The following is a 23,275-nucleotide window of genomic DNA, read 5'->3' as shown; positions in this document are numbered from 1 at the left end:
ACACACACAAAAAAGCGGAGCCAAATGGCTCCGCTTTTATCGATAGAATGCAAAAAGAATTACTTCTTAGCAAGCTTCTCTTTAATACGAGCAGACTTACCAGAACGCTCACGTAGGTAGTACAGCTTGGCACGACGTACTGCACCGCGGCGTTTAACTTCAATGCTATCAACCATTGGAGAGTGAGTTTGGAACGTACGCTCAACACCTTCACCGTTCGAGATCTTACGAACTGTGAATGCAGAGTGAAGACCACGGTTACGAATAGCGATTACAACGCCTTCGAAAGCCTGTAGACGCTCACGGTCACCTTCTTTTACCTTAACCTGAACTACAACAGTGTCACCTGGTGCGAATTTAGGAAGGTCTGATTTTAGTTGCTCTTCTTCAAGAGCTTTAATGATGTTGCTCATTTGTATAAATTCCTAGAATAAACTGATACTAAATTTAATAGGTTACTGCTTGCTTTTCGTTAAGAGCGTTGCTCTTTAATGAATTCAGCCAGTAATTGTTCCTGTTCGTCAGTCAGAGCTAGGTTTTCCAGGAGTTCTGGTCTTCTTAGCCAAGTACGGCCTAGCGACTGCTTTAATCGCCAGCGACGAATGTCCTTATGGTTTCCAGACTTGAGTACCGAAGGCACTTCTTTGTCGTCTAGCACCTCAGGGCGCGTATAGTGAGGGCAATCTAGCAAACCATTTGCAAAAGAATCCTCTTCTGCTGACGCGAAATCACCTAGGACTCCCGGAATAAACCGTGAGACCGAGTCAATTAATGTCATGGCTGGCAGTTCGCCACCCGTCATCACAAAATCACCAATCGACCATTCTTCGTCGACTTCAGATTGAATGATGCGCTCATCTACCCCTTCGTAGCGACCACAGATAAGAAGTAAATTCTCATTTGTTGCCAGCTCTTCAACACCTTTCTGGTCGAGCTTGCGACCTTGAGGTGAAAGATAGATAACTTTCGTCTTCCCCGGTGATGCTTGCTTGGCAGTATGAATAGCGTCGCGCAAAGGCTGAACCATCATTAACATGCCAGGACCACCACCGTAAGGTCTGTCATCAACAGTGCGATGTTTATCGTGAGTGAAATCTCGAGGATTCCATGTCTCAATCGATAAAAGACCTTTTTTAACCGCTTGACCTGTTACTCCAAAATCAGTAACAGAACGGAACATTTCAGGAAAAAGGCTAATTACGCCAACCCACATGTGTTCTCTCGCTCTGTAATTTTGGAATTAGAATCCAGGATCCCAGTCAACTTCGATCCGTTGAGCTTCGCGATCAACTTTTTTGATCACTTGCTCTTCAAGGTACGGGATTAACCGTTCCTTTTGGCCAAAAGCATCTTTAAGATTTGCTTTCACCACTAGAACATCGTTTGAGCCAGTTTCTAATAGGTCAGTGACCTCACCAAGGGAATAGCCCTTAGTGGTAACAACTTGCATACCAAACAATTCACGCCAGTAGAATTCATCTTCTGACAATTCAGGTAGTGATGCCGGGTCTACAGCGATTTCAAAGTTAGTCAGAGTATGAGCTTCTTCACGAACCTCAAGCCCTTCAAGCTTACACACCATACCTTTGTTATGGCGCTTCCAGCTTTCAACATTGAACTCAACCCACTTACCCTTTTGGTTAATGTACCAAGGGGTGTAATCGAATATGCTTTCAGCATTGTCTGTGTAGGAAAAAACTTTCAGCCAGCCGCGAATGCCATAGGTAGCACCAAACTTGCCCATAACAATTTTTTCGTCTTGCTTGCTCATCGTTTCTTTATCCTTCATCGACATAAGCTATGTCTTCTACTTTAAAGTAAAATTAAGCCGCTTTTTGAGCGTCTTTAACTAGCTTAGCTACGCGGTCAGATAGAGATGCGCCTTGACCAACCCAGTGGTTAACGCGATCTAGGTCTAGACGTAGACCTTCTTCTTGACCTTGAGCAGTAGGGTTAAAGAAACCTACTTTCTCGATGAAACGGCCAGTTGCTGCATTGCGGCTGTCCGCTACTACGATTTGATAGAATGGACGCTTCTTAGCGCCGTGACGTGCCAAACGAATGGTTACCATGTCGTCCTCTTTGCTTTCTTAATAAATAAATTAACCCCAGAAGCTACTTATCAATAAATAACTTGGGGTCTCGTGCCAAATTAAAGCCCCGGAATTTTACTCTTATTCCGGGGCAATGCAAGGGGTTTAGCTATTTTTTCGCCAACAGAGTCTCTGTACACTTTCTGTGACAGAGCTAACACTCTGAAAAGTAACGCAGCGAGCATTTCACTGACTACGCAAACTTAGGTGGTGATAGCTCAAACTTAATAGGAAGAAGGACTTAACGGCCGAATGGGTTAAAACCGCCACCCATGCCGCCACCGCCCATGCCACCCATCATACCTTGCATGTTACGCATCATGCCTTTCATGCCACCTTTCTGCATTTTCTTCATCATCTTCTGCATCTGGGTGAACTGCTTAAGCAGACGGTTAACATCTTGTACCTGAGTACCAGAACCTGCCGCAATACGTTTCTTGCGTGAGCCTTTAATAAGCTCAGGGCGCTGACGCTCTTTCATGGTCATAGAGTTGATGATCGCTTCCATTTGCTTGAACATCTTGTCATCAACTTTATCTTTTACGTTGTCTGGTAGCTGAGACATGCCTGGAAGCTTATCCATCATGCCCATCATGCCGCCCATGTTTTGCATTTGACCTAGCTGCTCGCGGAAGTCTTCAAGGTCGAAACCTTTTTTCTCTTTGAACTTCTTAGCCAGCTTCTCTGCTTTATCTTGGTCTACGTTCTTCTGTAGATCTTCGATAAGAGACAGAACGTCACCCATACCTAGGATACGAGAAGCAACACGATCTGGGTGGAATGGTTCTAGCGCGTCGGTTTTCTCGCCCACACCCAAGAACTTGATTGGCTTACCTGTGATATGACGAACAGAAAGCGCCGCACCACCACGTGCATCACCATCAACCTTAGTTAGGATCACACCAGTTAGCGGTAGTGCATCACCAAAGGCTTTCGCTGTATTCGCCGCATCTTGACCTGTCATTGCATCAACAACAAACAGCGTCTCAACTGGGTTAATCGCAGTGTGAAGCTCTTGGATCTCGCCCATCATCTCTTCATCGATGGCTAAACGACCCGCAGTATCGACAAGTAGCACGTCGTAGAATTTCTTCTTCGCGTGGTCAATTGCTGCATTCGCAATGTCGATAGGCTTTTGATCTGCAGAAGACGGGAAGAAATCCACACCTACATCTGCAGCTAATGTTTCAAGCTGTTTGATCGCCGCCGGACGATAAACGTCGGCAGAAACCACTAATACTTTCTTTTTGTCACGCTCAGTTAGTAGCTTAGATAGCTTACCTACCGATGTAGTTTTACCCGCACCTTGTAGACCAGCCATCAAGATAACTGCTGGCGGCTGCGCAGCAAGGTTAAGAGCCTCATTCGACTCACCCATTACCGCTTCAAGCTCAGCCTGAACGATCTTAATAAATTCTTGGCCAGGAGTTAGAGATTTAGATACCTCAACACCTACTGCGCCTTCTTTAACGCGCTTTACGAAATCACGGACAACCGGCAGTGCAACGTCGGCTTCCAGTAGCGCCATACGTACTTCACGTAGGGTATCCTTGATGTTGTCTTCGGTCAGACGACCTTTACCGCTGATATTCTTCAGCGTTTTGGATAGACGATCCGTTAAATTATCAAACATAGTTTTCTCTTCGCTCAATCCTGCGACTATTACCGAGAGTATACATTAGCGTGGAATAGAGTCACACCCGTTGTCAGCGGTTAATAATGACGGTGTGTGATATAGGGCGCTGTTCACTAATAAATGAGTGAGGTTCACCATAGCCCAAAAGGGCGATGCAGGGTATAATTCGCGAATTAGTAATCATTTAAATGGATACCATGGACAGTCTAATTGCGATCGCAGCAGCCTTTCTATACACAATGGCTATATCCACGATCATCCCAGGTCTTGTACACCAAACAGGAATCCGTGCCAAAACGGTACTGGTGAGCGCGTTTCTTGCTATCGCTTTTCATGCGTGGTTGCTGGGCGACTTAATCTTTAACGCCGGCGGTCAAAACCTCAGTATTCTCAATGTTGCCTCATTGATCAGCTTTATTATCTCGTTGGTAATGAGTGGAGCAATGCTTAAAAACCGCCTCTGGTTTATTCTCCCTGTAGTGTACAGCTTTGCGGCTCTAAACCTGTTGGCCGCTGCATTTCTCCCAAGCACCTTTATTAAGCACCTAGAGAACGACCCTAAACTGCTCATGCATATTTCATTGGCACTGTTCTCGTACGCAACTCTGACCATCGGTGCTCTGTATGCGATGCAACTGGCGTGGCTCGATTACAAGCTTAAGAAGAAAAAGGCACTGGTCATCAACCCAAACCTACCACCACTTATGATGGTTGAAAGACAGCTGTTCAAGATTATTCTTATCGGCAACGGCCTGCTTACGGGTACGCTTCTTACTGGCTTTATTTTTGTTCAAGACATGTTCGCTCAAGGTAAAGCACACAAAGCGGTGCTCTCTTTTATCGCTTGGGTGATCTACTCAATACTGCTTTGGGGTCATTACAAAAAAGGTTGGCGCGGCCAGAAGGTAACTTGGTTTGCGCTAGCGGGTGCGACCTTACTAACACTGGCCTACTTCGGTAGTCGCTTTGTTCAAGAAATCATCCTGAATTAATAGTTCGATATAAAAGGCAAGGTACACACCTTGCCTTTAATGTATGGCATACTTTACATTCAGTTGACATCTCGACCTGCATCGGTCATAAATTAATCAAGATACAAATTTAGGAAAGTAATAGTTTTGGACGACATATCTACGGGTATCTTATTTGCGCTACTCGCGTGTCTCATTGTAATTTCTGGTTATTTCTCTGGTTCTGAAACGGGCATGATGTCCCTGAACCGCTACCGTTTGAAACACCTATCCCAATCGGGTCATAAGGGTGCGCGTCGTGTAGAAAAACTCTTAAGCCGACCTGACCGCCTTATCGGTCTTATCCTTATCGGTAACAACCTCGTTAATATTCTCGCTTCAGCCATCGCTACTATCTTAGGTATGCGTATTTATGGCGACCTTGGTGTGGCAATCGCAACCGGTGCCTTAACCTTAGTGGTTCTGGTGTTTGCTGAAGTAACCCCAAAGACCATAGCCTCTCTTTACCCTGAGCGCGTCTCTTACGCCAGCAGTATTGTACTAACGATACTAATGAAGGTGCTTTCGCCACTTGTCATGCTGGTTAACTTCATCACTAACGGTTTTATCCGCATCATCGGCGTAAAAGCGGATCACGATGCTACAGACCACCTCAGCTCTGAAGAATTAAGAACGGTGGTGAATGAAGCAGGTACTCTGATTCCACAGCGCCACCAAGATATGTTGGTGTCTATTCTCGATTTAGAGCACGTCACGGTAAATGACATCATGGTGCCACGCAACGAGATCACAGGCATCGATATCAATGATGACTGGAAGTCGATCGTTCGACAGCTGACTCACTCCCCTCATGGCCGCATCGTGCTGTACCGCGATCAAATCGATGAAGTGGTGGGGATGTTGAGATTGCGTGAAGCGTACCGCTTGATGCTAGAAAAAAATGAATTCAACAAAGAGACACTGCTGCGCGCAGCTGATGAGGTGTACTTTATTCCTGAAGCAACACCACTCAATATTCAGCTTCTAAAGTTCCAACGCAATAAGCAACGTATCGGTTTGATTGTCGATGAGTATGGCGATATCAATGGCCTTGTGACACTAGAAGATATCTTGGAAGAGATTGTTGGTGAGTTTACAACCTCGATTGCACCGAGCCTGTCGGAAGAGATCACACCGCAAAGCGACGGTAGCTTCCTGATTGAAGGCAGCGCTAATATTCGAGACATCAACAAAGGGCTTCAGTGGAGTTTGCCGACCGATGGTCCAAGAACGCTCAACGGTTTAATCCTAGAGCACCTAGAAGACATTCCAGAAAGCCACCTAAGTGTTCAAGTTGCGCGTCACCCAATGGAGATTGTGGAGCTAGAAGAGAACAGAATTAAACTGGTTCGCGTTTTCCCTCAAATACTGCAAGAGACCACCAGCTTTAATACATAGTGTCACTCGATAAACACAATGTAGCAGACAAACAAAAAGCCCTGTTCAACTTTACCCTTATGGGGTCAGTTCAGAACAGGGCTTTTTTAATTCACGAACGATGAAATGAACTTAGTCTACCTTCAGCTCTTTAAGCATAGATTCTGGTAGCGCCAGCTCATCATTCTTATTCACTGAGATACCAGTATCTAGAATAGCCTTAGCAATCTCTTTTGCTTCTTCTAGAGAGTGCATCGCTGCTGTGCCACACTGGTATTCATTCAGCTCAGGAATCTTGTTTTGGCTCTCAACTTTCAGCACGTCAGCCATTGCTGCTAACCAAGCATCAGCGACTTGCTGCTCTGAAGGCGTACCAATCAGGCTCATGTAGAAACCCGTACGACAACCCATTGGTGAGATATCGATGATTTCAACTTGCTCACCATTTAGGTGTGCACGCATAAAGCCAGCGTAAAGGTGCTCAAGAGTGTGAATTCCTTTCTCTGACAGGATATCTTTATTGGGTGCAGTAAAACGTAAATCAAATACTGTGATCGTATCTCCCTTAGGAGTCTGCATCGTTTTAGCCACACGTACTGCAGGTGCATTCATGCGTGTGTGATCCACAGTAAAACTATCTAATAAAGGCATTCTTTTTCTCCATGACGGTCGGTTTAGAAAAACCAACTCCGGTTGTCTTCCAGTTCTTGGCGGCACTGTTTCAGTTGCCAACCATAATCTTTCGCTTGCTTCTCAACTTTGCGCGCCACCTTAATTAATGACGGCTTGCTGTTATAGGTTTTACGTTTGTAGCCACCACGACCTTCGTGATAAGCCAAATACTGATTGTATGGGTCCCAAAGAGAGAGCCCTAATTGACGACGCGTTTCATTGGTGTACCAGCCGATGAACATTAGTGAGTCATCAAAATTCGTTCGAGAGCCACCATGTCCTGTCGCTTTCTGAAAGTCTTGCCAAGCAGGGTCTTGCGCCTGAGCATAACCATAAGCGCTGCTGACATGTCCCCATGGGATAAAGCCTAGCAGGTAATCTTTCGGTGGGCGGGCATCGTGACGAAAGCTACTCTCTTGTTTCACAAACGCCATCGCTACATTAATTGGCGTGCCCCACTCTTCTTGCATATCGACGGCATCGTCATACCAAGACGGGTTCTCTCGAAAGATACTACACAGGTTGTCTTGCTTCTTAGGCGGAGGGGTCGCACAACCAGCTAAGAGGCTAACAGCAACACCCATAGTGACCCAAGATAGCAGCTGACGACGCTTGTTACTTGATACGGCTTGAATCCTTTCCACCACAAACTCGCTATGCTTTAAGGTACGAGAAGTAATCAGCTAAGAAGCTATCAAAGTCTTGAGTACTCGCCTCTTCGACCTGCTTCTGCGCCATCACTGAACGTGCAACCTCAGATTCCATCAGCTCTGCTGAGTAGACTTGGTATTGGTGATCACGGTGCTTCTGAGCGTACTCTTTACCTAGCTCACAGCCAACCTTGCCTAAACCGCCGTGCTTCTTAGTCTCTTCTAGTAGTTGGCCAGAGATCGTCAGTTCTGGATTATCAATCCAAGCTTCTAGGGTGTCGCATGTCTCTTGGTAAGCACGGCCACCTTGCTCAGCATCCATCAATTCAGCAATCACACGAAGATCTTTAAACACGCGCTTCGCCCAATCTTGCAGCGACAGTTTCTCGCCGTGGCAACCGATTTGCAGCTCAAGACCCACTTGGCGACCTTCAAGGATCACCTTGTTCCAGTTGTCACGCCAGCACTCAAGTTCACAGTTGTCCATCTCAGCAGACTCAGATAGAACACTCCAAGTTAGGAATAGGTCTAGGAAGCGAACCTGCTGCTCAGTGATACCAATTGAGCTGAACGGGTTAACATCCAATGAACGAACTTCAATGTACTCAACACCGCCGCGCGCTAGCGCTTCAGACGGTTTTTCCCCACTTTTCGCCACACGTTTAGGACGAATTGGTGCGTACAGTTCATTTTCAATTTGCAGAACGTTGCTGTTCAGTTGACGGTATTCATCGTCGACCTTAATGCCGATTTCAGCAAACTCTTGTGATGGTGTACGAATCGCTTTGTTCAGCCCTTCAAGGTATTGGTCTAGGCTGTTGAAACCAATCTTAAGCACACTTTGCGCGCTGTTGGTGTAGCCAAGGTCGCTTAGGCGCAGTGCCGTTGCTTTTGGCAGATACAAGGTGCCACCTAGCTGTTCAAACGGTAGCTTGGTTTCACGGCCTTTGATGAATGAAGAGCATAGAGCTGGTGACGCACCGAAGAAATATGGGATCAACCAACCAAAACGGTAGTAGTTACGAATCAAACCGAAGTACGCATCCGATTTAGCATCGCTACGCTCTTGTTCAGTTTGCTCACCAAACAAGCTATCCCAGAAGCTTTCTGGGAACGAGAAATTAAAGTGAACCCCTGAGATGATCTGCATCAGGCTACCGTAACGGCGCTTTAAACCTTCACGGTATAGAGTCTTCATCTTACCCGTGTTCGACGTGCCATATTGAGCCAGCTGAATGTCATCCTCGCTACCTACGTAACAAGGCATAGACAGTGGCCATAGCTTTTCGCCATTTAACTTGGTTTGAGTAAAATGGTGAATGTCTGATAACTGGTTCAGCAATGTCGGAACGTCATTCGAGACCGGCGTAATGAATTCGAGTAACGATTCAGAAAAGTCCGTCGTTACCCACTCGTTGGTTAACGCAGAACCTAAAGCTTCAGGGTGAGGACCAGTCGCTAGACGACCATCTTCCTTGTAGCGGAGCGTTTCCCTCTCAACACCACGACCAAACTGAGAAAAGGTCTTTGGGTTGGTTGCAACTTGCTTCAGTCGCGCAGCAAAATCAGTCAAAATTCAGTTCACTTATCTTATATCGTTCTGATTAGAACTATCATAATTGGTTGGGAGAGAAAAACAGCTTCTCTCTTTTCTCCCCCATTAATGTGTACTCTAACGAATGATTTCAAGCTCTTCTATGGGAATATCTAACTTTTCTAGTTGTGGACGCAGTGAAGCTGCATCACCCACGACAATAATTTGATAATCATTCGGATCAAACCAGCGTTTAGCGAGCTCATTAAGCTGCTCTTTAGAGACGTTGTCGACTATCTCGTTGCGCTGCTTAAGGTAGTCTTCATCAAGACCTAAGGTCACGATGTTACTTAGCAGTCCCGCTTTCTGGCTTGGTGTTTCGTATTTGAGTGCATCTTGTTGACCGACTGCGAGGCGCATAAATTTCACCTCTTCATCAGTTAATCCACTCTGGCTAAACTCATTGAGCTCATTAACGAACTCTTGAATAGAGGCAACTGTCGCATTTGCACGAACTTGAGCACTAAATACCACCGCCCCTGTTTCACGATTACTTGCGAAGTAGCCGCTGGCCCCGTAGGTATAGCCTTTGTCTTCACGTAGGTTCTGATTCACTCGGCTATTGAAGTTACCTGCAAGGTTGAAGTTCGCCAATTGAGCTAAATACTGCTCTCCAGTCGCGTCAAAAGGTAGACCTTTACGCACCAAACGAACAATGCTTTGTGGCGCATTTGGCTTGTCGACCAAGTACAGATGTTGGCCTTCCAACGGCGTAATGACCTGCGGACGCGTCAGTGGAGCCGCATCGCCTTGCCACTCTTTAAAGAAGTTTAGCTGCTTTTCAGCCTCTCTTTTCGAGATGTCGCCTACAATAACAATATTCGCCCCTTCAGGAGTATAGTGCTGATTGTAAAACTGTTTTACATCATCCAGTGTTAATGACTTCAGAGACTCTTCAGTACCATCACTTGAACGGGCAAACAGGCTATCACCAAACAACACTTCACGTGTGGCCTGGGATGCCATCCAGCTCGGTTGTTGATGTTGATACACTACACCCTCTAGCATCTGTCTTTTCACTCGTTCGAAGTCTTGTTCATCGAACTTAGGAGAGAACAGCACCTCTTCCACAATCGCCAGTGTCTGCGCTAGATTCTTCTCAAGCGATGATACTGAGATATCGGTGGTATAACTGCCCGCACTGATACTGACACTGCTGCCCAGCTTATCGAGTGTCGCTTGCAACTCTTCAACTGAGCGCTGCGTTGAACCCTCTTCCATCATAGCTGCGGTTAGGTTAGCTAAACCTTCCTGACCTTTTGCCACGTAACGCTCACCGGCTGGCAGCTGGAATTGAAGTTGTACCGTTGGTGTTTCTGTCGTCACGGTACCAATCAGCTCACCACCATTGGCGTAGTGGACGCGATACAATTCGGGCATGGTAGCGGTAACACCAAAAGTGACCTCTGGCATCACACTGCGATCAAAGGTATTAGGCGCTTTTCTAAACTCCAACTGGTCTTCAGTTACTTTGGTATATTCAGGTAGCGTGCGAGGTGGCGTCACAAATGTCGCTTCACGCACAGCTAAATCAAGCTGACGGCGAGGAACAACGCTTAACGTCACTTTATGCTTATCTTGGACAAAATCTTTATAAGCTTGGGTTACGCTCTCTGGGGTCACAGCTCGAATTTGTTCTAGTTGTGACTCAATACGATCTGGCTGCCCGTAGAAGGTTTCATTCGAAGCGAGTTGCGATACCTTGCCGCGAACACTTTGCAGCGCAAACACCGCATTGGCTTCTGCCATACCGGTAATTTGGTCAAGGCGCTCTTGAGTCACGCCCTCTTTAGAGAACTTATCTAGCGTGTCCAATAGTGCTTGGTTCAATACGGTCAGGTCGCCCTTCTTACCCGAGTCGCCCATCGCATAAACATAAAGTGTACATGCAAGCTCGCCACAATCATGGAACGAACCCGCGCTGACCGCTTTCTGAGTCTTGACTAGGTTTTGATACAAGTAGCTGTTGGTCCCTTTACCAAGAACATTAGACAAGGCATTCAATGTCGCCTGTGTTTCTTCACCACGATAAGTCGTTGGCCAACCGACTAAAACCATTGGCTGGCGAATGTTGTCTTCAAGCGTAATGTATTTGTCTTCCGTTAGGACTGCTGGTTGCTTCTCAGCTTTCTCAACTTCTGGCCCTTTAGGGATCGGGCCAAAGTACTTGTTCACCCACTCAAGTGTGTCTTCTACATCAATGTCACCACCGATAGTCAGTACCGCATTGTTTGGGCCATACCAACGAAGAAAGAAGGCTTTAAGATCATTAACATCAACGCGGTCAAGATCTTCAACATAACCAATTGGTTGCCACGAATATGGGTGACCTTCAGGGTAGAGCGCTTCTCCCATGCGTTCCCACATTAAGCCATAAGGACGGTTTTCGTAGGTTTGAGCGCGCTCGTTTTTCACCGTATCTCGCTGAATCTCAAATTTTCGTTGAGAAACCGCATTCAGCAAAAATCCCATACGATCAGATTCCAACCACAGCATTTTCTCTAGTTGGTTTGATGGCACGGTTTCAAAGTAGTTGGTTCGGTCTCGATTGGTGGTGCCGTTTAAGGTACCACCCGCTTCCGTGATGATCTTAAAGTGCTCTTGGTCACCTACGTTCTCAGAGCCCTGAAACATCATATGTTCAAAGAAATGGGCGAAACCGGATTTACCTATCTCTTCTCGCGCAGAGCCGACATGGTAAGTCACGTCAACATGTACCAAGGGATCAGAATCATCCGGTGAAAGGATGACAGTTAAACCATTCTCCAACTGATACTTGGTGTATGGAATCACAACTTTATCGCTAGAAGGTTTCACCTCATCAACAAGCGTGATGCCTTCTGGCAGGGAAGAAAACAGGGAAGTTGAGCTAGGTACTTGATGAGAACACCCTGCAAGGGCAATAAGAGAAAATGTACCCAGTAAAACCTTCTTCATAGGTTCTCCTTAGAAAAAACCGAAATAGATGCCAGCCAATAAGCTGTATCGCAATGCTTTGCCGATCGCAATCAATATCAAACTTGGTAAGAACTTCATTCGAAGCCAACCCGCAGCCAGACATAATGGGTCACCGATCACGGGCAACCAGCTGAATAATAGGGTCCAATAACCATAACGACGCAACCAAGATATAGCTTTATGACCATGCTTCTCGGATTGAGTTCGATTAGGCAACCATAAACCAATCCAATAGTTAGTTAATCCACCTAGGGTGTTACCTACAGTGGAGACCAAAATAATCGAGAACGTTGAGAATTGGTTGAGGCTCAAAGCGGCAATAAGACTGGCTTCTGAACCTCCGGGTAACAATGTGGCACTGAGAAAGCCACTAATGAACAGTACCCATAGCGCGGAATCAGAGAACCACAGCGCTATGGCTTCAAACAGTGAATTAAATGATTCTAACACTTCATATCCAGTAGAACTTTGCCTCGTGTATGACCAGTTTCAACCTGTAAGTGCGCCGCTTGTGCTTCCTCTATAGGGAAGATACGTTGCACTTCTGTCTTTAAGAGACCAACACTCACCATGTATAGCATGGTATCCATCTGCTCAGGTTGTGGCTCAACCAACATGCCGCTTGCCGTAAAGCCTAACAGCTGAGCCTTTTCACAGATTAGCTCTGCCGATAGCGTTGGTACTGTGACCACTCGAGCGCCGTCTTTGAGACACTTAAGTGCATCAAGCGCCGTGTCGCCACCAACAAGGTCAATCAGAACATCCACGTCAGACACTCGCTCTGACGCAGGAGCAAACTGATAGTTGATAGCATGAGCACCAAGTGTGGCAAGGTAGTCGAGGTTTGCTTCGCTACATGTGGTGTAAACTTCAGCTTTCGCTGCGACGGCAATCTGCACCGCTAGGTGACCAACACCACCTGCACCAGCCAATATCAGAACGCGGTCGCCCTCTTTCACTTCTGCTTTGTTTAGCGCCTGTGCAGCCGTTTGGCTAGCCAATGGCAGTGCTGCTGCAGCTTCTAGAGTCACTGCGTCAGGTACAGCACTCAAAGCACTCTCTGGTACCGCAACATATTGGCTATAGCCGCCACCTTGAAGCGGAAACCCAATAAATCCAGCGACATTAGCGCCAACAGAGAAGCGCTCTGCCGACTCACCACAAGCAATCACTTGACCCGAAATGTCGTAGCCAGGAACCCAAGGAAGATTATCTTTGTTCTGTGCAGCAGCCCAACCTAATCCCGCACGGGTTTTAACATCAATTGGGTTAACGCCAGAGAACGCAACCTTAACCACTACCTCACCCTCTTGAGGTTCTGGTATCGCACTGGTCTGAAGCACAAGGTTTTCTACCCCGCCAAACTCGGTAATCGCTATCTGTTTATTTTCCATTTCAACACGTCCCTAATTAGTTAAAACCTAACGAATAAAAGAAAGGGATGCACTAGCATCCCTTCGACTATAAACCATTTTGTTAGGCTAAGTTAACCACTGGTTTGAAAATTAACCACCAATTAACTCAACCGCTTGGCAAGATGTAACCTGCTTAACCCACTAGAGCCAACAAGATACCTGCCGCTACCGCACTTCCCAGTACGCCCGCAACGTTTGGCCCCATAGCATGCATTAGTAGGAAGTTTTGTGGGTTAGCCTCTAGGCCAACCTTGTTCACTACACGTGCCGCCATTGGTACAGCAGAGACACCCGCCGCGCCAATAAGAGGGTTGATATCTTCTTTAGATAGCTTGTTCAATAGCTTCGCCATTAACACACCACCCGCAGTACCGATACTGAATGCAACAGCACCTAGACCAAGAATACCAAGTGTCTCTAGGTTCAAGAAGGTATCTGCTTGTAGCTTAGAGCCGACACCTAGGCCAAGGAAGATAGTCACAACGTTGATCAACTCGTTTTGAGCTGTCTTCGATAGACGATCGACCACACCAGCTTCACGCATCAGGTTACCTAGACAGAACATACCTACTAGCGGCGTTGCCGATGGTAAGAACAGAATCGTCATCAGCAGTACAGCAAGCGGGAAAAGGATCTTCTCACCCTTACTCACGTGTCGCAGCTGAGCCATCTGAATCTTACGCTCTTCTGGAGATGTCAGTGCCTTCATGATTGGCGGCTGGATAATTGGTACAAGCGCCATATAACTGTATGCTGCAACCGCAATCGCACCCAATAGATCCGGAGACAACTGGCTGGCTAAGAAGATTGCCGTTGGGCCATCTGCACCACCAATGATCGCGATAGACGAAGCATCCGCCATCGAGAACTCCATACCAGGTACGTAGTTCAACAAGATCGCACCGAATAGCGTTGCAAAGATACCAAACTGCGCTGCCGCGCCAAGCCACAATGTTTTCGGGTTAGCGATCAACGCACCGAAGTCAGTCATAGCACCAACGCCCATAAAGATCAGAAGCGGGAAGATGCCCGTTTCAATCCCGATGTAGTAAACGTAGTACAGCAGACCACCCGGCTCAGTGAAGCCAGCATTAGGAATGTTTGCCAATACTGCACCGAAACCAATCGGTAGCAGTAGTAGGGGTTCAAATCCTTTACGAATTGCCAAGAACAACAGTAAGCAGCCAACCAACATCATGCAGATCTGGCCAAACTCAAAGTTAGCAATACCCGTTTCAGACCATAAGGTCATCAATCCTTCCATGGTACTCCCTTACGCCAAGCTTAGTAGTGGAGCGCCTACAGTAACTGCATCGCCTTCTTTAACATTTAGCTCTTGCACGATACCACCACGCGCTGCACGAACTTCTGTCTCCATCTTCATCGCTTCTAGGATCAATAGAACGTCACCTTCTGCTACTTGAGCACCCGGCTGTACGTTGACTTTAAAGATGTTACCAGCCAGTGGTGCTGGTACAGATTCCGCGTTCGATGCCGCAGGGGCTGCCGCTGGTGCACTTTGCTGAGCAGGTTGTGCTGCAGGTGATACTGATGTCAGTTGACCTTGAGGGCCGACTTCAACATCGTATACTTGACCATCTACTTTCACGCTGTAGCTTTCAATGCCACCCGCGGCTGGCGCAGGAGTTGCTGCTGCAGGAGCTTCAACTTCAGTACCTGGTGCAGGCTCGAAGGCTTCAGGGTTGTGACGATTCTTCAGGAACTTAAGACCAACTTGTGGGAAAAGCGCGTAAGTCAGCACATCATCGACCGTATCTTCAGCCAGAGAAATACCTTCTGCTTTCGCCTTTTCTAACAAATCAGTAGTGAGATCATCCATTTCTGACTTAAGCAGATCAGCAGGACGACATGTAATTGGCTCAGCACCGTCTAGTACTTTCGCTTGCAGTTCAGCATCCAGCTCAGCAGGCGCTTGACCGTATTCGCCTTTCAAAAGACCCGCTGTTTCTTTCGTGATGCTCTTGTAGCGTTCACCCGTTAGAACGTTGATTACCGCTTGCGTACCCACGATTTGAGAAGTTGGTGTTACCAAAGGAATGTAACCCAGCTCTTTACGTACGCGTGGGATTTCTTCCAGAACTTCATCCATGCGATCCGCAGCGCCTTGCTCTTTCAGCTGACCTTCCATGTTCGTCAACATACCGCCTGGTACTTGAGCAATCAGGATACGTGAGTCGACACCCTTCAATTGACCTTCCCACTTCGCGTACTTCTTACGAACTTCGCGGAAGTAAGCAGCGATCGGTTCAATTTGGTCAAGCTTAAGGCCAGTTGCACGCTCAGTGCCTTCCAGCATAGCAACAACCGTTTCTGTTGGTGTGTGGCCGTACGTACAGCTCATTGAAGAGATAGCGGTATCTAGAATATCGATACCCGCTTCAACCGCTTTCACAGCAGTTGCCGTTGATAGACCCGTTGTAGCGTGGCTGTGTAGTGCTAGAGGAACATCACACGATGCTTTAATACGTGTGATCAGTTCTTCTGCTTCATAAGGCTTGAGTAGGCCTGACATATCTTTGATACAAAGCGAGTGACAGCCTAGATCTTCTAATCGCTTAGCAAGATCAACCCAAGTATCTGCGTTGTGCACTGGGCTTGTGGTGTACGACAGCGTGCCTTGAGCGTGTGCGCCAACATCAACCGTTGCTTTTACCGCTTTCTCAAAGTTACGTACGTCATTCATTGCATCAAAAATACGGAATACATCCATCCCGTTCTTGTGTGCACGCTCTACAAATTTCTCTACCACGTCGTCTGCATAATGACGGTAGCCTAAAAGGTTTTGACCACGAAGTAGCATTTGCATTGGGGTGTTTGGCATCGCTTTTTTCAGCTCACGCAGACGCTCCCATGGGTCTTCGCCCAAGAAACGAATACATGAATCGAAGGTTGCCCCGCCCCATGTTTCAAGTGACCAGTATCCAACTTTATCCAGTTCAGCTGCGATTGGCAGCATATCCTCGATACGCATTCTTGTAGCAAATAGTGACTGATGGGCGTCACGAAGTACCACGTCTGTGATAGCTAGTGGTTTAGACATGCTCATTAACTCCTTTTAATCCTTTTTAATTGCTACTTAGCAGTCGATACACGGTATTGATGAACCGCGGACGATATTGCTGCCACAACCTGTGGACTAACAGCAGAAGGGGTTGATTGTGATTTTTGAATTGTTTTTGGTGCAGCGATCGGCTCGGGTACTTCTTCTGGTACCAGTTTCGACATTAACCGAACGAGATAAACGAGAATAGTTAAGAAGATAAAGACGACAGACATACCTGTCACCATTAGGGTTGCCGCATCTCCTAGCAGGCTTCCTATATTAGTCATGTTGCTTCCTTTCTTTGTCATCCTGACATGTGTGCAGGATTTCAGCGAATAATGATCCCGACCCATGGATTATCTCGATTGGTAAAAGTTTGTCAATTTTGTTTAAGGCTGTGTTACGGATAACACACAGATCAGGTTAATTATTCGCCATACAGATCACATAAATCTGACAAATTAATGATTTTTAGGTGAATAAACTGCGACTTAATTAAGATTTTTTCTGGAAATGATATGAGCAAGGTGGAATAAGTAGTTAGATATAACTAACTACAATAAATACAACAAGTTAGAGAAAATTAAATGTTAACATTTAATTAACAATAAAAGCTTGAGACGAAAAAAAACCTCGTATAAACGAGGCTTTCTTTGAATAGTGGCGCGCTCTGGAGGATTCGAACCTCCGACCGCCTGGTTCGTAGCCAGGTACTCTATCCAGCTGAGCTAAGAGCGCGCGGTTTTGTATCAACTAAAGTCAATACTAGGATTCCATGCTCATAAAAGAGGAAGCCTTTAAATAGTGGCGCGTCCTGGAGGATTCGAACCTCCGACCGCCTGGTTCGTAGCCAGGTACTCTATCCAGCTGAGCTAAGGACGCACGGTTTTCGATATCGGTGATACCAACATCAGGAGTTCACTAGGAAGCCCTAAATAGTGGCGCGCTCTGGAGGATTCGAACCTCCGACCGCCTGGTTCGTAGCCAGGTACTCTATCCAGCTGAGCTAAGAGCGCACAGTTTTTGATATCAGCATTACCAATATCAGGAATTCACTAGGAAACCCTTAAATAGTGGCGCGTCCTGGAGGATTCGAACCTCCGACCGCCTGGTTCGTAGCCAGGTACTCTATCCAGCTGAGCTAAGGACGCACGGTTTTTGATATCGGCATTACCAACATCAGGAGTTCACTAGGAAACCCTAAATAGTGGCGCGCTCTGGAGGATTCGAACCTCCGACCGCCTGGTTCGTAGCCAGGTACTCTATCCAGCTGAGCTAAGAGCGCACGGTTTCGATATTAATTGCCAAAGGCATAATAATCAATATCAGGATTCTCATTCTATTAAGAAAGAAAGCCCTAGAATAAGTGGCGCGTCCTGGAGGATTCGAACCTCCGACCGCCTGGTTCGTAGCCAGGTACTCTATCCAGCTGAGCTAAGGACGCACGGTTTTCGATATCGGTATTCCAATATCAGGAGTTCACTAAGAAACCCTAAATAGTGGCGCGCTCTGGAGGATTCGAACCTCCGACCGCCTGGTTCGTAGCCAGGTACTCTATCCAGCTGAGCTAAGAGCGCACGGTGTTTCACTCTTTCGAATGAAGTTGTGAAATATATCACACTTTGCTTACAACGAAACAAAAAAAAGGCCATCGGCCTGTAATGAATGGCGGTGAGGGAGGGATTCGAACCCTCGATGCAGCTACAAACCACATACTCCCTTAGCAGGGGAGCGCCTTCGGCCACTCGGCCACCTCACCTAATTCATTATTATCACACCTATCTTATGATAAGAGAGATAATGGCGCGCTCTGGAGGATTCGAACCTCCGACCGCCTGGTTCGTAGCCAGGTACTCTATCCAGCTGAGCTAAGAGCGCACATATTGTTGTCTAACTTGCTATGTTTAGACTCGCAAGAAATGGCGGTGAGGGAGGGATTCGAACCCTCGATGCAGCTACAAACCACATACTCCCTTAGCAGGGGAGCGCCTTCGGCCTCTCGGCCACCTCACCGTCTTGCGGAGGCACATATTACGTTTTACCGAAAATATGTCAAACACTTTATTGAAAAAAAATGGATAAAAACACTCAACCGTTTGCAATTTAATCAAAGCGCTTGCTATTTGAACTTATTAGTATCAAAAGGCTCTTTTTCCCTTAAAAATTAAGGTGAAAGATTAGCAAGATTACGAGCTGAATTAAGTTATCTAATTTTCAACAATGACATTGTCAGTGCATAAGCAACCATACTACGAGCCTAAAAATTTCGCTACATGTGAATGCAAGAAAAAAGACAAACTCGTGACACAGCTATAGTGTTTATCGATGAAAGCGGAATTGCAGCAAATGTTTCAACTACTCACTATCGCTATCACCTATTCTTGGTTTAAACACCAAGATCAAAAAAGGCTAGCAACAGTGCTAGCCCTTTTTCTACGCGAAAGTATTAGTAGTTGCCAGATGCAACGTTACCATTACCTTTTTCAGCTTGAATGCGCATGTAGATCTCTTCACGGTGAACAGATACTTCTTTAGGTGCATTAACACCAATACGTACTTGGTTACCTTTAACGCCCAGTACAGTCACTGTTACTTCATCACCAATCATCAGTGTTTCGCCAACGCGGCGAGTCAAAATTAGCATTCTTTGCTCCTTGAGTAATCTCTAAATTTATCTAGCTACGAGAGCATTATCCACCAAAAGTTATATTTTCGTAAACTATCGAATGAGTTTATTTAACCAAAATGCACTTCTTTTTTAAGATAACCCTGTGTTTCACGCGCTACAATGTATGCTTTGTGTAGTATGTTAGCAGCTGTATCGACCTGGTCGGGAGAAACCACCAGGGTTAAAGACTGCTGCTGCAATAAGTGATGCTGTACATCAACCTCGCCTTCAGACAACAATCCATGTGAACTGACCACAATATCTTGTGTTCGACTACCTACTACAGTTAACAAACTAACTTGTTCACTATTACGGATTTTTTCAGCAAAAACTAGCTTTAATTTCGTACTTGCGTCGCGTTTAATCACCACTGCTGCTCGTTCTGTTTCCTCGATCACACTACACACTTCGATACCAAGCAGTTGCGCTTGTGATATGAGAGACGACAGCTCTTCTAATGCGCATTCTATCAACACCATATCTTTCTGAATGGCGATGCCAGAAATGTCATTCAAACACTCTTCACCTGAAATTAAGGTGCCCTCACCCTTCTCAAAGCTTGATAACACTCGCAGTGGCACTTGATGCTTCCATGCAAATTGAACGCACGGTAGGTGCAAAACCTTAGCTCCGCAGCGCGCCATCTCTTCCATCGAAGGGAAATCCAGTTGAGGTAGGCGTATGGAATCCTTAACCACTCTCGGGTCACAAGAGTAGACACCATCAACATCAGTATAGATCTGACATTCTTGGGCATCGAGTGCTCCCGCTAGCGCAACAGCACTGGTGTCCGATCCGCCACGCCCCAGAGTTGTGATATCACCTTTATGATTGACGCCCTGAAAGCCGGCCACAATCACGATCTGCCCTTGTTCAAGCAAGGCTTCAATCGGAGTGGTATCGATATGAGTGATCGCTGCGTTATTGTGGTTTGAGTCGGTGTGAATCTTGGCTTGATAACCTGTCATCGATGTCGCTTCATAGCCCAATTTGTGTAACGTCATTGCTAATAGAGCCATCGAGACCTGTTCACCGGCTGTCAATAAGACATCCAATTCCCTCGCGTTTGGTACGCAATCTATCTGATTGGCTAAATCAACTAATCGGTTTGTTTCTCCTGACATTGCAGAGACCACCACCACGACTTGATTCCCGTCGTTTTTTGCTTCAATGATTTTCTCTGCAACTGAGTGGATTCTCTCGATAGAGCCCACTGACGTTCCACCAAATTTTTGCACGATAAGAGGCATTTTCACCCGTCCTCACCTTCCCAAGACCAATGTCTATATATGACAAAACAACACACTTCGCGTCATAGCGAAGTCATAAAAATTACCCAAGAGGTCGGAATAGGCTCTCGGCCTCTTGGCTAATTTCAATGAAATCTACAAATTTGAGCAATTATCGATGATACAAAATAAAAGATGCCCAATCGGGTGATTGGGCATCTTTGAATCAAGAGATAAGTTTTATAGGCGCTCTTCTAGCCATGGTTGAACTGACTTCATCGCTTCAGGCAGAGCTGATACATCTGTACCACCTGCTTGCGCCATGTCAGGACGACCACCACCTTTACCGCCAACTTGCTCAGCAACCATCTTCACTAGGTCACCCGCTTTTACTTTGCCGATAAGGTCTTTAGTTACACCAGCGATAAGACCAATCTTGTCACCGTTGATGTTAGCCAACATCACAACGCCGCTACCCATTTGGTTCTTAGCGTTATCAACCATAGTACGTAGGTTCTTAGGATCCGCACCTTCCATACCAGCGATCAGAACTTTCACGCCGTTGATTTCTTGCGCTTTACCCATGATGTTTGCACTTTCAGATGCAGCCATCTTCTCTTTTAGCTTCTGAATCTCTTTCTCTAGAGCTTTCGCCTTAGAAGCAGATTCAGCGATCTTCTCTTCGTATTTCGCTTGTTGCTCTTCGATAGCATCGAGTGCTGCTTCACCCGTTACCGCTTCGATACGACGGATACCCGCTGCGATACCACCTTCAGAAGTGATCTTGAACAGGCCAATGTCACCCGTGTTTGAAGCGTGGATACCACCACAAAGCTCAGTAGAGAACTCACCCATAGACAGTACGCGAACTTCATCATCGTACTTCTCACCGAACAGTGCCATTGCACCTTTCGCTTTCGCTGATTCGATGTCCATGATGTTGGTTTCAATCACATGGTTCTTACGAACTTGTGCGTTAACTAGACGCTCAACTTCTTTAAGTTGTGCTGGTGTTACCGCTTCAAGGTTAGAGAAATCAAAACGTAGGTTGTCTGGCTTAACCAAAGAACCTTTTTGAGCTACGTGCTCACCAAGAACTTCGCGCAGGGCAGCGTGAAGTAAGTGAGTCGCAGAGTGGTTCAGAGAGATAGCAGCACGACGCTCAGCATCTACGGTTGCTTCTACTTTATCGCCTTTAGCGAATACACCTTCAACCAGTTCACCGTGGTGTGCAAATGCGTTACCTAGCTTTTGAGTGTCTTCAACTTTGAACAGACCAGACGCAGTTTTTAGCGTACCAGTATCACCACATTGACCGCCTGATTCCGCGTAGAATGGCGTCTCTTCAAGGATGATGATTGCTTTATCGCCCGCAGACAGAGAAGCAACCTCTTCGCCCTCAACGAACAGTGCAGAGATTTCGCCAGCACCTTCTGTACCTGTGTAACCACAGAATTCAGTGTTGGTTTCAACTTTAATCGTCGCGTTGTAGTCAGTGCCGAATTGGCCCGCTTCACGTGCACGCTGACGCTGAACTTCCATCGCTTTCTCGAAGCCTTCTTCATCAATTGTGAAGTCGCGCTCACGAGCTACATCATTGGTTAAGTCAGCTGGGAAGCCGTAGGTATCGTATAGTTTGAATACTGTTTCGCCGTCTAGCTCTTTGCCTTCAAGTGCGTCTAGTGCTTCGTTCAGGATAACCATGCCGCGCTCTAGTGTACGACCAAAGTTTTCCTCTTCGATGCGAAGTACTTTTTCAACAAGCTCTTGTTGCTTCTTCAGCTCGTCTGCTGCTGAGCCCATAACTTCGGCCAGTACACCCACAAGTTTGTGGAAGAATACGCCTTGTGCGCCAAGCTTGTTACCGTGACGAACTGCACGACGGATGATACGACGTAGAACGTAACCACGACCTTCATTTGAAGGCATAACGCCGTCAGCGATCAGGAATGAACAAGAACGGATGTGGTCAGCAATAACGCGTAGCGATTGATTTGATAGGTCTTCGTAACCGATCGTTTCAGCCGTTGCTTTGATTAGCTTTTGGAATACGTCGATCTCGTAGTTTGAGTGTACGCCTTGCATGATTGCAGAGATACGCTCAATACCCATACCTGTATCAACAGCAGGCTTAGGTAGCGGTTCCATTGTGCCGTCTGCGTGACGGTTGAACTGCATGAATACGTTGTTCCAGATCTCGATGAAACGGTCACCATCTTCTTCAGGAGTGCCTGGACGGCCTCCCCAGATGTGTTCACCGTGATCGTAGAAGATTTCAGTACATGGACCACAAGGACCTGTGTCACCCATTGTCCAGAAGTTGTCAGACTCGAACTGTTTACCGCCTTCTTTGTCGCCGATGCGAACGATACGGTCAGCAGGTACGCCTACTTTCTTGTTCCAGATATCGAATGCTTCGTCATCTGTCTCGTATACCGTTACCAACAGACGATCTTTTGGCAGTTGTAGAGTTTCTGTTAGGAATTCCCAAGCAAACGCAATCGCGTCTTCTTTGAAGTAGTCACCAAAGCTGAAGTTACCAAGCATTTCAAAGAATGTGTGGTGACGAGCCGTGAAACCTACGTTTTCAAGGTCATTGTGTTTACCGCCAGCACGTACACAACGTTGAGCCGTAGTCGCTCGAGTGTAGGCACGCTTTTCGGCGCCTAAGAAACAATCTTTGAATTGGTTCATACCTGCGTTAGTGAATAGCAGGGTTGGATCGTTATGTGGAACTAACGATGAACTGTCTACGATTTGGTGTCCTTTGCTCTCAAAGAACTTAAGGAACGCGTTGCGAACCTCATCAGTGCTCATGTACATGCAGCTCTTCCTGAAAATAGTCGAGTTAGAATTTTGCCGTATTGTAGATCATGGTTAAGGCTTCGACTAGTTTTCTTGTACAAAAG

Annotated in this window: 19 protein-coding genes and 10 tRNA genes; 2 read left to right on the top strand and 27 right to left on the bottom strand. The window is 46.5% G+C overall.

Annotated features, from left to right (window positions below):
* Positions 1-59: 59 nt before the first annotated feature.
* From rplS to ffh, 5 genes are all read right to left on the bottom strand, one after another.
* Complete coding sequence (rplS, locus tag AC6R05_RS07395; protein WP_032549758.1) at positions 60-413, bottom strand: 50S ribosomal protein L19; 354 nt, start codon at positions 411-413, stop codon at positions 60-62.
* A gap of 59 nt (positions 414-472) precedes the next feature.
* On the bottom strand, positions 473-1,213 hold the full coding sequence (trmD, locus tag AC6R05_RS07390; RefSeq protein WP_150869263.1) for a tRNA (guanosine(37)-N1)-methyltransferase TrmD: 741 nt from the start codon (positions 1,211-1,213) through the stop codon (positions 473-475).
* 27 nt (positions 1,214-1,240) lie between these two features.
* Positions 1,241-1,795 carry a ribosome maturation factor RimM gene (gene rimM, locus AC6R05_RS07385; RefSeq protein WP_032549760.1) on the bottom strand — a complete coding sequence of 185 codons (555 nt, stop codon included), beginning with the start codon at positions 1,793-1,795 and terminating at the stop codon, positions 1,241-1,243.
* A 28-nt stretch (positions 1,796-1,823) separates the two neighbouring features.
* Entirely contained in the window at positions 1,824-2,072 is a 249-nt protein-coding gene (gene rpsP / locus AC6R05_RS07380; RefSeq protein ID WP_004410028.1) for a 30S ribosomal protein S16, read from the bottom strand.
* 262 nt (positions 2,073-2,334) lie between these two features.
* Entirely contained in the window at positions 2,335-3,726 is a 1,392-nt protein-coding gene (gene ffh, locus AC6R05_RS07375; protein ID WP_032549761.1) for a signal recognition particle protein, read from the bottom strand.
* Positions 3,727-3,926: 200 nt separating this feature from the next.
* Here ffh and AC6R05_RS07370 point away from each other — a divergent pair, with 200 nt between their 5' ends.
* The gene (locus AC6R05_RS07370) at positions 3,927-4,721 is read left to right on the top strand and encodes a cytochrome C assembly family protein (RefSeq protein WP_032549763.1); all 795 of its coding nucleotides are present in this window, start codon (positions 3,927-3,929) and stop codon (positions 4,719-4,721) included.
* Positions 4,722-4,847: 126 nt separating this feature from the next.
* Positions 4,848-6,137 (top strand): HlyC/CorC family transporter, encoded by a 1,290-nt coding sequence (locus AC6R05_RS07365; protein WP_285403515.1) that lies wholly within the window; start codon positions 4,848-4,850, stop codon positions 6,135-6,137.
* A gap of 111 nt (positions 6,138-6,248) precedes the next feature.
* Here AC6R05_RS07365 and luxS read toward each other — a convergent pair whose 3' ends face one another.
* The 22 genes from luxS to alaS form a co-directional block, all read right to left on the bottom strand.
* On the bottom strand, positions 6,249-6,767 hold the full coding sequence (gene luxS, locus AC6R05_RS07360; RefSeq protein WP_500647013.1) for an S-ribosylhomocysteine lyase: 519 nt from the start codon (positions 6,765-6,767) through the stop codon (positions 6,249-6,251).
* Positions 6,768-6,790: 23 nt separating this feature from the next.
* Positions 6,791-7,372: a transglycosylase SLT domain-containing protein gene (locus tag AC6R05_RS07355; RefSeq protein ID WP_152469568.1), complete on the bottom strand. Its 582-nt coding sequence runs from the start codon at positions 7,370-7,372 to the stop codon at positions 6,791-6,793.
* A gap of 70 nt (positions 7,373-7,442) precedes the next feature.
* The gene (gshA, locus tag AC6R05_RS07350; protein ID WP_032549769.1) at positions 7,443-9,011 is read right to left on the bottom strand and encodes a glutamate--cysteine ligase; all 1,569 of its coding nucleotides are present in this window, start codon (positions 9,009-9,011) and stop codon (positions 7,443-7,445) included.
* A gap of 99 nt (positions 9,012-9,110) precedes the next feature.
* A complete protein-coding gene (locus tag AC6R05_RS07345) occupies positions 9,111-11,969 on the bottom strand; it encodes a M16 family metallopeptidase (protein WP_500647012.1) in 2,859 nt (952 codons plus the stop codon).
* A 9-nt stretch (positions 11,970-11,978) separates the two neighbouring features.
* Positions 11,979-12,440: a YqaA family protein gene (locus AC6R05_RS07340; RefSeq protein ID WP_032549771.1), complete on the bottom strand. Its 462-nt coding sequence runs from the start codon at positions 12,438-12,440 to the stop codon at positions 11,979-11,981.
* A complete protein-coding gene (locus AC6R05_RS07335) occupies positions 12,434-13,384 on the bottom strand; it encodes an NADP-dependent oxidoreductase (RefSeq protein ID WP_500647011.1) in 951 nt (316 codons plus the stop codon). The genes AC6R05_RS07340 and AC6R05_RS07335 overlap by 7 nt, the downstream gene beginning before the upstream one ends.
* Positions 13,385-13,538: 154 nt before the next feature.
* Complete coding sequence (locus AC6R05_RS07330; protein WP_032549773.1) at positions 13,539-14,669, bottom strand: sodium ion-translocating decarboxylase subunit beta; 1,131 nt, start codon at positions 14,667-14,669, stop codon at positions 13,539-13,541.
* Between the two features lie 9 nt (positions 14,670-14,678).
* Positions 14,679-16,466 (bottom strand): sodium-extruding oxaloacetate decarboxylase subunit alpha, encoded by a 1,788-nt coding sequence (oadA, locus tag AC6R05_RS07325; protein ID WP_150869268.1) that lies wholly within the window; start codon positions 16,464-16,466, stop codon positions 14,679-14,681.
* Between the two features lie 32 nt (positions 16,467-16,498).
* Positions 16,499-16,756, bottom strand: coding sequence for an oxaloacetate decarboxylase subunit gamma (locus tag AC6R05_RS07320; protein WP_032549775.1), 258 nt, complete (start codon positions 16,754-16,756; stop codon positions 16,499-16,501).
* A gap of 374 nt (positions 16,757-17,130) precedes the next feature.
* Positions 17,131-17,207 (bottom strand) — tRNA-Arg (locus AC6R05_RS07315).
* Between the two features lie 67 nt (positions 17,208-17,274).
* Positions 17,275-17,351, bottom strand: a tRNA-Arg gene (locus AC6R05_RS07310).
* Between the two features lie 57 nt (positions 17,352-17,408).
* Positions 17,409-17,485: transfer RNA gene (locus tag AC6R05_RS07305), tRNA-Arg, on the bottom strand.
* A gap of 58 nt (positions 17,486-17,543) precedes the next feature.
* Positions 17,544-17,620: transfer RNA gene (locus AC6R05_RS07300), tRNA-Arg, on the bottom strand.
* A 57-nt stretch (positions 17,621-17,677) separates the two neighbouring features.
* Positions 17,678-17,754: transfer RNA gene (locus AC6R05_RS07295), tRNA-Arg, on the bottom strand.
* 82 nt (positions 17,755-17,836) lie between these two features.
* Positions 17,837-17,913, bottom strand: a tRNA-Arg gene (locus AC6R05_RS07290).
* Positions 17,914-17,969: 56 nt separating this feature from the next.
* Positions 17,970-18,046, bottom strand: a tRNA-Arg gene (locus AC6R05_RS07285).
* An 89-nt stretch (positions 18,047-18,135) separates the two neighbouring features.
* Positions 18,136-18,228, bottom strand: a tRNA-Ser gene (locus tag AC6R05_RS07280).
* A gap of 42 nt (positions 18,229-18,270) precedes the next feature.
* A tRNA-Arg gene (locus AC6R05_RS07275) sits at positions 18,271-18,347 on the bottom strand.
* A 42-nt stretch (positions 18,348-18,389) separates the two neighbouring features.
* Positions 18,390-18,482: transfer RNA gene (locus tag AC6R05_RS07270), tRNA-Ser, on the bottom strand.
* Between the two features lie 433 nt (positions 18,483-18,915).
* Positions 18,916-19,113, bottom strand: a complete 198-nt coding sequence (gene csrA / locus AC6R05_RS07265) for a carbon storage regulator CsrA (RefSeq protein ID WP_004415691.1) — start codon at positions 19,111-19,113, stop codon at positions 18,916-18,918.
* A gap of 92 nt (positions 19,114-19,205) precedes the next feature.
* Positions 19,206-20,387 carry an aspartate kinase gene (locus AC6R05_RS07260; protein ID WP_500647015.1) on the bottom strand — a complete coding sequence of 394 codons (1,182 nt, stop codon included), beginning with the start codon at positions 20,385-20,387 and terminating at the stop codon, positions 19,206-19,208.
* A 219-nt stretch (positions 20,388-20,606) separates the two neighbouring features.
* Positions 20,607-23,189 (bottom strand): alanine--tRNA ligase, encoded by a 2,583-nt coding sequence (gene alaS / locus AC6R05_RS07255; RefSeq protein ID WP_500647010.1) that lies wholly within the window; start codon positions 23,187-23,189, stop codon positions 20,607-20,609.
* Between the last annotated feature and the right edge of the window lie 86 nt (positions 23,190-23,275).

The sequence above is a fragment of the Vibrio sp. R11-SG3-ISO9 genome (assembly GCF_059834255.1).
The sequence above is the reverse complement of the archived record's forward strand: the minus strand, read 5'-3'. Positions and strand labels throughout refer to the sequence as shown.

Excerpts from the sequence above, each read along its gene's own strand:
- alaS (WP_500647010.1), bottom strand. The coding sequence starts at position 23,189 with ATGTACATGAGCACTGATGAGGTTCGCAACGCGTTCCTTAAGTTCTTT.
- AC6R05_RS07370 (WP_032549763.1), top strand. The coding sequence starts at position 3,927 with ATGGACAGTCTAATTGCGATCGCAGCAGCCTTTCTATACACAATGGCT.
- rimM (WP_032549760.1), bottom strand. The coding sequence starts at position 1,795 with ATGTCGATGAAGGATAAAGAAACGATGAGCAAGCAAGACGAAAAAATT.
- trmD (WP_150869263.1), bottom strand. The coding sequence starts at position 1,213 with ATGTGGGTTGGCGTAATTAGCCTTTTTCCTGAAATGTTCCGTTCTGTT.
- AC6R05_RS07345 (WP_500647012.1), bottom strand. The coding sequence starts at position 11,969 with ATGAAGAAGGTTTTACTGGGTACATTTTCTCTTATTGCCCTTGCAGGG.
- ffh (WP_032549761.1), bottom strand. The coding sequence starts at position 3,726 with ATGTTTGATAATTTAACGGATCGTCTATCCAAAACGCTGAAGAATATC.
- AC6R05_RS07355 (WP_152469568.1), bottom strand. The coding sequence starts at position 7,372 with ATGGGTGTTGCTGTTAGCCTCTTAGCTGGTTGTGCGACCCCTCCGCCT.
- rpsP (WP_004410028.1), bottom strand. The coding sequence starts at position 2,072 with ATGGTAACCATTCGTTTGGCACGTCACGGCGCTAAGAAGCGTCCATTC.
- csrA (WP_004415691.1), bottom strand. The coding sequence starts at position 19,113 with ATGCTAATTTTGACTCGCCGCGTTGGCGAAACACTGATGATTGGTGAT.
- rplS (WP_032549758.1), bottom strand. The coding sequence starts at position 413 with ATGAGCAACATCATTAAAGCTCTTGAAGAAGAGCAACTAAAATCAGAC.
- AC6R05_RS07335 (WP_500647011.1), bottom strand. The coding sequence starts at position 13,384 with ATGGAAAATAAACAGATAGCGATTACCGAGTTTGGCGGGGTAGAAAAC.
- AC6R05_RS07260 (WP_500647015.1), bottom strand. The coding sequence starts at position 20,387 with ATGCCTCTTATCGTGCAAAAATTTGGTGGAACGTCAGTGGGCTCTATC.
- AC6R05_RS07330 (WP_032549773.1), bottom strand. The coding sequence starts at position 14,669 with ATGGAAGGATTGATGACCTTATGGTCTGAAACGGGTATTGCTAACTTT.
- luxS (WP_500647013.1), bottom strand. The coding sequence starts at position 6,767 with ATGCCTTTATTAGATAGTTTTACTGTGGATCACACACGCATGAATGCA.
- AC6R05_RS07320 (WP_032549775.1), bottom strand. The coding sequence starts at position 16,756 with ATGACTAATATAGGAAGCCTGCTAGGAGATGCGGCAACCCTAATGGTG.
- oadA (WP_150869268.1), bottom strand. The coding sequence starts at position 16,466 with ATGTCTAAACCACTAGCTATCACAGACGTGGTACTTCGTGACGCCCAT.